The sequence below is a fragment of the Roseivirga sp. UBA1976 genome, from assembly GCF_002336325.1.
GTDB classification, from domain to species: domain Bacteria; phylum Bacteroidota; class Bacteroidia; order Cytophagales; family Cyclobacteriaceae; genus Roseivirga; species Roseivirga thermotolerans.
On the sequence record NZ_DDDQ01000038.1, the window covers coordinates 9,005 to 13,743 of the forward strand.

Genomic DNA, 4,739 nt, shown 5'->3' on the forward strand with positions numbered 1-4,739 from the left:
CGTACGACAGTTTAGCAAACTGCTGGTTTCAGCCACTCACCCACCTCTCCGTAGTGGTTGTCTTGCTAAAGGTTTGCAAATATAAACGATCAACTGATAATTCAATAGGTTGCAAACAATTATTCAGCCCATATTTCAATAAAAAAACCAACCGGTTTGGTTGGCTTTTTGTCGGGGTGGCAGGATTACAACCACCCCGTGCAAATCTTTATGTATCAGTAAGTTACAAAACGTAATTTCAGCGGGTTCACCGTTCAGTTCTCAATTTATTCGAACTGGTTTGAGTGCATTTGGTGAACTCCGAAACCTTTGTAAATATACAAAAAAGCCCGCTTTTTGGGTTCAAATCGTGGCAAAAAGTGCTAAATTTTATTGGTAACTGGCGATAGATTTTAGTGCCGTTTGACTGCCTTCATCTGGCAAGGTCAATCGGTGATGTAGCGCTCTACAATGGACGGTGCAAGGCCAGTGAATTCGCAAAATTCGTTTACGCTCACGAACTGGTGTGACTCTTTAGCAAGCTCCTCCCTAATCCTGTTAAGGAGCTTCCTGCCGTATCGTTCACTCTTGCCAGTGATCCGCTGCACGTCTTTTGGATAAATACAGGCTCGTTTGGTTTCGATCATACTTTATCTATACTTCATGTATGCTTTTGGTGTACTGTAAATATACGGAATGCCATTGGCAGTTCATTTTGAACCATTCGGAATAAACGGTATTCAATGTTCCTAACCGGAACCTGTTTTTTGTCTGCCCTTCGTAATTATCGGATTTTCGAAGAGTTGCAACGAAGCAACAAATCAAAATTCAAATGATATGGCAAGACAAGCTGGGATTATCAAGTTGAAGGGCAAAGTCGGTGACATGTCCTTTTACAAAACGAAAGATGGCTACCTGGCCCGGGAAAAGGGTGGGGTGGACAAAGACCGGATCCAGAATGATCCGGCTTTTCAGCGTACCCGTGAAAACGGTGCTGAGTTTGGCCGTGCCGGTGCAGCCGGACGGACTTTGAGAACGGCCTTTAGGCCGCTACTTCTGCGTACCTCTGACAGTCGGTTGACCTCCAGACTGACCAAAGAAATGGTGAAGGTGATCAAAGCGGATGCAACCAGTGCCCGTGGAGAACGGAACGTTCTCGATGGTGAGCTGGAGCTTTTGCAGGGCTTTGAATTCAATGCAAATGGCCGTCTGGGAGCTACAATATATGCGCCATTTGACGCAAGTATTGACAGAGCTACTGGTGAAGCTGTAGTCAATGTGCCGGGCTTTGTTCCCCAAAATACCATTGCTGCGCCTCAAGGTGCTACGCACCTGAAATTTGTATCTGCTGCGGTGGAGATTGATTTTGAGGCCGATGACTTCACCCTGGTTGCTTCTGAAAGTGGAGAGATTGAAATCGGGCCACAGGCGGAAGCTGCGGTGAACCTGTCCAATGGTTTGCCTGCAAACAGTACCAAGGCACTAATGCTGGTTTTTGGTGTGGAGTTCTATCAGGAAGTGAACGGTAGCTTCTACCCACTAAAAAACGGCTCCTACAACGCCCTGGCGTTGGTGGCTATTGATGGTGCTCCTGCAGTTCAGCAAACCTAATTTTGGTTCGGATGGAATTGATTCTCACAAGAAGCTATTATCCGGAGGGAACCAACGGAAAGCTCTGTGATGGTGAGCAGCTGGTCTGCTCCACCATCGAGCTTCCCTGGAGGGAAAACCAGCGGATGGTATCGAGCATCCCGGAAGGGAGGTATGAGCTTGTAAAGCGATACACCGATAAACGGGGCTGGCATTTGCTGGTAAAAAATGTACCCAATAGAAGCGGCATCCTTTTTCACCCTGCCAATGACGCCCTGAAGGAACTGAAGGGCTGTATAGCCCCGGTTTCAAAGGTCATCGGTCCAGGTAAAGGGACGGATTCCAAAACTGCCGATTCCAGGCTGAAAACACTTGTGTTTGAGGCCATGGAAAGAGGCGAAAATGTATTTCTCAATATTCAAAAAGCAAAAAGCGTATGACGATCATAGAAAGGGCGAAAGCCCCAACACCCAAGTTTTTCAAAGTGCTCCGAAACGTGGGTTTGGCACTAGCGGCAGCTGGTGGCGCTCTGTTGGCAGCACCAATCAGTTTACCGGCCGGAATAGTTGCCCTGGGCGGCTATCTCACCGTAGGTGGGACGGTACTGACTGCAGTCAGTCAGGTGACTGTAGAGGATGGTGCAAAAGCGGACAGGAAAGATGGCTAACCTGGTAAGTGGAGGAGGCACGAAGGCAGGAACTGCCGGAGGCACGTTGCTGAGTGTCCTGGTGAATATCAGCTCCGGGGATATCCTCCACACCTGTGTATTAGCTGCTGTTGGAGCGGTAGTGAGCTTTACCGTGTCCATTCTGCTAAAGGTGCTATTCCAACGGTTCAAAAGAAAACATCCACCTCCGAAGGGGATGTGATTCCCGCAAAGTCGGGAAAGTTTGTGTTCCTCTCACTGAAAAGGCCTCCTCATGGGGCCTTTTTTCATTTCAGGAGTATCTGAAACATGATGGCTCTCTTTACCTGCTTCACAAGCTCCACCTGCTTTTGGAGAATCTTGGCTTTCTTCTCAAAGTCCTGAAGGAGAGCTAAGGACTTCAGGTACTTCCTACGGTCTTTCAAAGCCTTTTCCTGCCCTGCCAGCAATACTGTCCTGGCATCACCTATCCTGATGAATGGGACAACAGAACCGGTCAGGTATGGCGTGAACGCCCGTGCCTGCCAAAGACCGTAAGAGAGCCAGAAATAAAAGTTCCGTGCCTCCTCCGATTCTGTGTTGATGGTGAAGCAATTGGGACAAGGGGTTTCGAGCGGCTTTCCCGCATTCAGTCCTTTGGAAAGAATGAAGAAATGAGGCTTAGAGCTGGTGGAGTTTTTTCGATAAGTTTTGATCTGAAAAGTGTGCATAATATGAGCATTTAAAGTTTTGCTCGCTCCGCTTCGCACACATTTCAAAAGAGAAAAGAAAAAAGGGAAAAAAAGAAAAGAGAAAGCCTTTTGCCAGGTGGGCATGGACAGGGCAGTCAAGGTTTTTTGGAAAAATACTACCCGTAGGGTGGAGATTTTTTCAAAAACCCGTAGGGCTTGACCTTGACGGTCCTGATTAGGGTTGGCCTTGTGGGGCCCGCCTAACTTAGCTGCACTCTTTGTTTTGTTTTCTTTCCGGAGAGGTCACTTCGATTCAAAAGAAATCACGGATAACATTCAACTGCAAACGAGAATGTGGTTTGGAACGATAGTGCGGCAGGAACCCCACGCAGGAAAAAACAGCCTTGAGCTAAAACGGCTGGACGGAGGCTGTGGAGCGCAGCGTAATGGACGAACGGCCAAGCCAGCCGTAGAGAGGAACGATCGGAGGCTTGCGAGCCGCCTGCGAGTGGAGCAAGGGGGCTAGACCGGAAAGCAGTGAGGTACGAACTGCGGGGGCTTGCTATGTGTGAAGTGAAATGCAGGGCTTTTGTAATTTTATCCTCCACAAAAGCCCGGAATGAAACGGAACTACACAAGGGCTGGCGTGATTTTTTGCTTTGAGCATCGGGAAAGGTATAAGCTATTGCCTGTGTGCAAGGATACCGTTGGGTTGTTGCAAAAAGCATGACAGTCCCGCAGCCCGCAGCGACCCGCAGGCGAGCAAAAACACTGGCAGCCGGTGGATTTTTAGCTATGCCACAAAGGGACGACTGGCAGGGCTAAAAAGACAGAGTAGGCTGCCGTGAGGATGACAACCGAGATGCAAGCAGCATGACAGGCTCGGAGCTTCAGCGGAGACCTGTAAGGCAACACAGCTTATTTTTTGACCTTAAGAAAATAGACCCTTTCAAAAAATAGGCTGTGGTGGCCTGGCATGATGCTATGCCGAGGGCGGAAGACGAACACCGCTTTTCCTGCGTGGGGTCAGGGTTGGAAAAAAGCAAGTGTGGCACGGTATGGAATGGAGCGAAGCGGAATGCAATAGCGGGCTACTCTTGCTGTGCGGTGCTGGAAGCTTGTGAGTGCAGCGCAGCGGAATGAGCAGGCTGGAGGCACAGGAGTGTGGGGAGGGACTATCTTCAGTAAGGGATTGACCTTAATTCGCTTCTCTTTGAAGGAGATCATGATGTATGTTAGACATCACTCAGTAATTCCGCTTTACACTTTCTTAAAAAGTACTTGAATTGAAGTAAATCAGATTGGCTTCTGACATCATTATTGAAAGTAGAAGGCTTACCATAAATCAAGGATTCAAAAGTGATTAATACTTTGTTCGTGCCAAGGCCATCGTAAAGGTTTATAAGCCCATCAAATACTTGGTCTCCCATCATGATGAAAACTCCATGGATATTCAGGCTTATGGCGTGTTCAAAACTCATTATTTCTGATTCTGATAATTTCTCAGAAATTAGACCTCTATCTAACAGCTGTTTTACAAATTTCTTTCTAGCCTGATAGGCATTAAATTTTTCTTGATCAAAGGTATACTCGTTAATCTGGACTGTAACTTTTTCCAAATCGAGAAATTTGCACAAAGTCATTCTGTGCTGGCCGGTGGTAGTAAAATAAAGAGAGCCAAACTTTGAAACTGTTCTGGATTCGTTGTAATCACTTTGGGCGTGCTCGATCAACTCTTCATGAGTCATGTTTGAATGACGAATATCCTTAAACCTTTTCAAATTGTTCAATAAGTCAATCCAGGTAATATCACTCTCATCGTTATAAGCATAGGCGTATTGAATACCTTTTAT

At 47.1% G+C, this 4,739-nt stretch carries 7 protein-coding genes; 5 read left to right on the forward strand and 2 right to left on the reverse strand.

Features of this window, described 5'->3' with window-relative positions; all coding sequences use genetic code 11:
- The 4 genes from B3763_RS03530 to B3763_RS03545 all read left to right on the forward strand — a co-directional run.
- The coding region (locus B3763_RS03530; RefSeq protein ID WP_286743751.1) for a hypothetical protein at nucleotides 1–236 on the forward strand (236 nt) is incomplete at its 5' end.
- 580 nt (nucleotides 237–816) lie between these two features.
- A complete protein-coding gene (locus B3763_RS03535) occupies nucleotides 817–1,590 on the forward strand; it encodes a hypothetical protein (protein WP_106565249.1) in 774 nt (257 codons plus the stop codon).
- Between the two features lie 11 nt (nucleotides 1,591–1,601).
- A complete protein-coding gene (locus B3763_RS03540) occupies nucleotides 1,602–2,009 on the forward strand; it encodes a DUF5675 family protein (protein ID WP_106566052.1) in 408 nt (135 codons plus the stop codon).
- Nucleotides 2,006–2,236 (forward strand): hypothetical protein, encoded by a 231-nt coding sequence (locus tag B3763_RS03545; protein WP_084121500.1) that lies wholly within the window; start codon nucleotides 2,006–2,008, stop codon nucleotides 2,234–2,236. The genes B3763_RS03540 and B3763_RS03545 overlap by 4 nt, the downstream gene beginning before the upstream one ends.
- 266 nt (nucleotides 2,237–2,502) lie before the next feature.
- Here the strand turns inward: B3763_RS03545 and B3763_RS03550 are convergent, their stop codons facing one another.
- Nucleotides 2,503–2,925, reverse strand: a complete 423-nt coding sequence (locus tag B3763_RS03550) for a DUF6943 family protein (RefSeq protein WP_219956375.1) — start codon at nucleotides 2,923–2,925, stop codon at nucleotides 2,503–2,505.
- A gap of 313 nt (nucleotides 2,926–3,238) precedes the next feature.
- On the opposite strand from B3763_RS03550, the gene B3763_RS03555 reads away from it, so the two are divergent.
- Nucleotides 3,239–3,412, forward strand: a complete 174-nt coding sequence (locus tag B3763_RS03555) for a hypothetical protein (protein ID WP_286743766.1) — start codon at nucleotides 3,239–3,241, stop codon at nucleotides 3,410–3,412.
- Between the two features lie 709 nt (nucleotides 3,413–4,121).
- On the opposite strand, the gene B3763_RS03560 is transcribed toward B3763_RS03555, so the two are convergent.
- Nucleotides 4,122–4,739: hypothetical protein (locus tag B3763_RS03560; RefSeq protein WP_286743769.1), on the reverse strand; the 618-nt coding region annotated here is incomplete at its 5' end.